This window comes from Mesorhizobium sp. M5C.F.Ca.IN.020.32.2.1 (genome assembly GCF_004023105.1).
In the GTDB taxonomy this organism is placed as follows: domain Bacteria; phylum Pseudomonadota; class Alphaproteobacteria; order Rhizobiales; family Rhizobiaceae; genus Mesorhizobium; species Mesorhizobium wenxiniae.
The window spans coordinates 1-3,800 of sequence record NZ_RZSX01000640.1; the positions used below are offsets into that span (position 1 = coordinate 1).

A 3,800-nucleotide genomic window follows, 5' to 3' on the forward strand; every position below is an offset into this window, starting at 1 on the left:
GTCATGCTGGCTATCGGTGCGGGCGGGGCGCTCAGCTCGTACGAGACCACCGTCCTCCTAAGCGTCGAAGAGACGATGCAAGCGCTTGGGAAGGCAAAGTCAATCCGCTATCGTCCGCCGGGAAAGCCCTGACCAACTCGCAGTGTCGACGCTGGAACTATTCTGGACGTTCTCGCGGCTTTTGGCTTTCTCACCTTCGACTGACGCGAATCCGATCTCGCGCGTGACGGATCGCTGGCCGTCCTGCAGCCTCGCGCCCGGCGAGCGGATGCTATGCTCGCCGTCCAGCTGGCAAAGCCGCTTGCGCGCTCGCCCGTGCCACGATCGCTTGCAGCGGCTCCGGCCGGTGCAGCAGAAATCCCTGGCCGAAGGCAACGCCCATACCCCTGAGGATGTCGAGCGAAGCCTGCTCTTCGATCTTCTCCGCCACCACGGAGCAGCCGAGGCTTCTGGCGATGCCGGATATGGCCGAGACGATTTCGCGGTCGAAGCGGCTCTCCGCAATATGCTCGATGAAGGAGCCGTCGATCTTGATGGCGTCGACGGGAAAGCGCCGGAGATATTCGAACGAACTCATGCCCGCCCCGAAATCGTCGAGGCTGACGCGGCAGCGTCGCTCGCGCGCCTTGCGGACGAACTGTTCGGCAGCAGTGAAATTGGTGACTGCGGCGGTTTCGGTGATCTCAAAGCCGATGCCGGCATGCGGCGCCCCGGTCTCATCGATGACGGCGTCGACGAAATCCCAAAGCTGCGGATCGCTCAGGGTCTGCGCCGACAGGTTGAAGCCGAGCGTGAGCGCCCCTGACTTCAGCGCCGGACCATGAAGCGAGAGCGCCGTCCTGATGATCCAGCGATCGAGCCGCGAGGCTATGCCGAACCGTTCCGCTGCCGGGATGAACTCGCCCGGCGGGATCAGCCGCCCGTTGCGCCCGGCGAGCCGCGCCAGGACCTCGACATGGCGGCTCTCTTGCAAAGGTGTTCCGAGCCGATGGATTTCCTGGCCGAACAGTTTCAGCCTTCCGTCTTCCATGGCATCGACGGTGTCGGCCGCTAGCCGCGCCGCATTGAGACCGCTGGAACCGGATGTTGTCTCAGGGGAGAACACCGCGAAGCGATTGCGCCCGGCGGCCTTGGCCGCATAGCAGGCGTCGTCGGCACAGGCGAGCGCGTCGGCCACCGCGGTATTCTCATCGGCGACAAAGGCGATGCCGATGCTGGCCGCGAGCTTGCGCGACGCCGCCGTCGAGCCGAGGTCGGCATCGCGAACCGCCGCGAGAACGGCGCCGGCGAGACGCTCGGCTTGCGCTGCGTCGCAATCAGGCACCAGCAGCGCGAACTCGTCGCCGCCGAGGCGCGCGGCATGCACCGACGGCGGCAGACAGCCCTGAATGCGCTTGGCGACGCGCTTCAGTGCAAGGTCGCCGGCGGCGTGGCCGGCGAAGTCGTTCAGTGCCTTGAAGTAGTCGAGATCGACGTAGAAGATCGCGAGCGGGCGCGCCGTTGCGATATGCTCGGCCAGCAGCCGGTCGAATGCAGCGCGGTTCAGAAGGCCGGTCAGCGCGTCATGGTGGGCCGCGTGGGCAAGTTCCTGCTCGCGTTGCTTCGCCTCGGTGATGTCGCGCACCGTGCCCAGGATCTGGCCCGACGACTGGGCGTCGGCGATGAGCCGTATCAGTGATTCGACATGTCTGATTTCGCCGTTCCGCTTGATGATGCGGTATTGCACGGCGACGACCTTTTGGGTTTGCAGCGGCGCCAAGTGGGCCCGCTCGGCGTCGGCCCTGTCATCCGGATGCAGATAGCTGTGCCAGAGGTCTTGCGACACCTCGTCGGTTTCGGCGACAAGCCCGAAGATTTCCCGCGTGCGCTGGTCCCAGTAGCTTTTGCGTGCGGCGAGATCGTGATGCCAGATGCCGGTGCCGCTGGCTGCTAACGCCAGGCGAAAGCGGACGTTGACCTGCTCAAGCTGTGCTTCCGCTTGCTTCTGCTTGGTGATGTCGGTCTGGACGCCCATCAGCCGGAGCGGCCGGCCTTCCGCGTCGCGCTCCACCACTCCGCCGCGATCGAGAACCCATACCCAGTGGCCGGATTTGTGTTTCAGCCTGAGCTCGGTCTCGATGGAATCGGTCAGCCCGGCAATGTGGCGTTCGCCGCTGGCCACCGCCCGCTCGCGATCGTCGGGATGCGTCAGTTGCAGCCAAAGGTCGCTTGTCTCGGCAAGCTCGCCCTCGCCATAGCCGAGCATCTGCGACCACATTGCCGAGTAGAAACAGTCGCCGGTCCTGAGATCCCAGTCCCAGACGCCAAGATGCGCGCGTTCGAGCGCCAGCTCCCAGAACTCTCCGTTGCGATCCTTCTTGTCAGCCATGCCCCTTGGACTTCGCCTGCCCCATCGCGGCCATTGTGCGGCAAAAGCAACGAAGAAACCGTTACTGCGCAAGGAGCCGGCGAAGGGGCCCACAGGAGGCACGGCGGGGCGGTTGCTTCTCCGATGACAGGCACGTTGACCCCGGCCGGTCGCGACAACGAGGATGCGGAAGTCATCCGACCTAGCGCCTATGCGATCACCTGCAACTGGTTCCATGAGTTGAGCAGCGGCTGTGTCCAGCGCTGGTGGATTTTACCTCAGGGCAATCGCTTCAGCTTGAGGATCACTTCCTGCATGTGATAGCAGGGAAAGCCGAGCCTGTTCAGCGCGGCAAAGGTCGACCATGTGCCCGTGCGTCCAAATCCCGCGCCGATTACCTTGAGCGCCATGTAACCCTCCCCCTTGGCCCCCCATTCTCCCCTGGACTGATATTCTTGTTTTGTGCCAGTCCGCGGGGCCCACGTTGCGCCCAGCGCACCCGGCGCGCAACAACTTTCCATCGTGCCTTCCGCAATAGGTCTGCTCTTTTTGAATGAAACAGCACGACGCCAGGATGTATCTCAACCAGAGGATGCATTAAACATGTGCACACTTCTGATCCATTTGCCACTTGCGCAACGTTTGAAAGGGTGAAAACGTTGGTCCGGGGTAAATGGGCAAGGGTGGCCGTCGCGGCTGTTAGAAGCTCCGGGCCGGCTTTGGAAAGCGATGAATTTTCCACAGTTCCTGGTGGGGATGACCACCGCGTCATTCGTCGTGGCGCTCTCGACTTTTTTGGCAACGGGTTCAATCTGGAAGGCGCTGGGCTGGACGGTCCTTACCTTGATCGTTTCGCAGGTCGGATATTTTTTGTTCGTCGTCCAACTGATCTACAGAGCCGGGCGAAAGACACATATGTGATCCGCGACCGCGAGTGCTGGACCGACGAGTATCGGTTTTACGACGTGTCGAGATTCAGGTTACGCGCCGGCAGAATATCGATGTGCTTAGATCATGATGTGACTGAAATAGATAATATGGTCTAAGCCTTTTGGAAGCGGACTTGTTCGGTTCTGGGAATGTGCATTGGACGTTCCGTTACTTTAGTCAAGCAGTATATAATTCCGGATACATATGTCTGGTGTTGGCAGCACGGAAGCCTGCCTGTGGCTTGCGCAATAGGACAGGCTTGAGGGTGATCGCTGCCCTTCTCGGTCATCGTAACGGTATGGATCCCTAGGTCTGCGCTCCCGCCCGCCCTAGGATGACGAACGGGGGAGTGTTGTTCAGCCAATCTCGAAGTTTGCGATTTGCCATCAACCGCCACGCGGCGACGCAACTGCCAATCTTCACCGTCCGCGATTGGCCTTAAGCAGTGATGCCTTCGTCATCCTGGGGCGAAGCAGGAGCGAAGCGACGTCGCGGAGACCCTAGGATCCATGTGGTCGAGAAG

General features: G+C 61.8%; 2 protein-coding genes and 2 pseudogenes. 2 read left to right on the plus strand and 2 right to left on the minus strand.

Annotation, left to right across the window (positions count from 1 at the left end; genetic code table 11):
- Window positions 1-132, plus strand: a pseudogene (locus EOA86_RS26055) (GYD family protein); the annotation flags it as partial.
- Window positions 133-271: 139 nt separating this feature from the next.
- Here EOA86_RS26055 and EOA86_RS26060 read toward each other — a convergent pair.
- Window positions 272-2,368 (minus strand): EAL domain-containing protein, encoded by a 2,097-nt coding sequence (locus tag EOA86_RS26060; RefSeq protein WP_127210851.1) that lies wholly within the window; start codon window positions 2,366-2,368, stop codon window positions 272-274.
- 278 nt (window positions 2,369-2,646) lie between these two features.
- Window positions 2,647-2,757: pseudogene (locus EOA86_RS38880) on the minus strand (sulfotransferase); the annotation flags it as partial.
- A 249-nt stretch (window positions 2,758-3,006) separates the two neighbouring features.
- Here EOA86_RS38880 and EOA86_RS40640 point away from each other — a divergent pair.
- Window positions 3,007-3,393, plus strand: a complete 387-nt coding sequence (locus EOA86_RS40640) for a hypothetical protein (RefSeq protein WP_245497375.1) — start codon at window positions 3,007-3,009, stop codon at window positions 3,391-3,393.
- Window positions 3,394-3,800: the final 407 nt, after the last annotated feature.